1 protein-coding gene is annotated in these 928 nt (G+C 43.5%); it reads left to right on the top strand.

The genetic code is table 11. From position 1 onward, the window contains the following. The first annotated feature begins 248 nt into the window (after positions 1-248). Positions 249-824 carry a bifunctional murein DD-endopeptidase/murein LD-carboxypeptidase gene (mepS, locus tag J1785_RS00715; RefSeq protein ID WP_013574652.1) on the top strand — a complete coding sequence of 192 codons (576 nt, stop codon included), beginning with the start codon at positions 249-251 and terminating at the stop codon, positions 822-824. Positions 825-928 lie beyond the last annotated feature (104 nt).

Raw genomic sequence — 928 nt, 5'->3', positions numbered from 1 at the left:
ACCTTACATCACAATTTCTTATAAGAAATCTCATAATACCTCTCGCAATCACCTGTTCATTACGGTAATCTCCAATTCGCCTGCATAGAATTGTGCTAAAAACGCCCCGGTTCAGGAAAAAAACGTGCTCTGACACACATTTTCCCTTCAAGGCATTTGTCCCACAGATGTACGGCAGGTAGTCTCGCTTCGTTTGGCAATTTTAATAACGATTTAATCGTTAAGGACACCAAGGGATAACAACAATAATGGTCAAGTCTCAACCGTTTCTGAGATATATCACGCGGATAATTCCCGCGATTGGTGCAGCAATTATTCTCTCTGCATGTAGTGGTACACATTCTTCGAACACAGAAAACGCACAAACTGATATGCGTGCAGTAAATGGCAATGATGGCCTTCTACTGCAAGCCTCTCAGGATGAATTCGAAGCAATGGTTCGCAACGTCAACGTTAAATCCAAAATTATGGATCAGTACGCTGGCTGGAAAGGCGTTCGTTATCGGTTAGGCGGTGACAGCAAGCGTGGTATCGATTGCTCAGCGTTCGTACAGGTAACATTCCGCGAACAATTTGGTATGGATTTACCTCGTTCAACCTATGAACAGGAAGAGAAAGGCAAGAAAATCCAGCGCACGAAACTGCGTCCGGGTGATCTGGTTCTGTTCCGCGCGGGTTCTACAGGCCGTCACGTCGGTATTTATTTAGGTAACGATCAGTTTGTGCATGCATCCACCAGCAACGGTGTGATGATTTCCAATCTGAAAGAGTCCTACTGGAATGCACGTTATCGTGAAGCAAGACGAGTTTTAGCTAACGGTTAATGCCGTTACCTGATGATTTAGTTCTTGTTGTCCTATGCCAAGCGAATAAAAAAACGTCATCTTTGGATGGCGTTTTTTTATGCCTGTAATAAAGTGTATTAAAT

Source organism: Rahnella perminowiae (genome assembly GCF_019049755.1).
Taxonomy (GTDB): Bacteria; Pseudomonadota; Gammaproteobacteria; order Enterobacterales; family Enterobacteriaceae; genus Rahnella; species Rahnella perminowiae.
The sequence above is the reverse complement of the archived record's forward strand: the minus strand, read 5'-3'. Positions and strand labels throughout refer to the sequence as shown.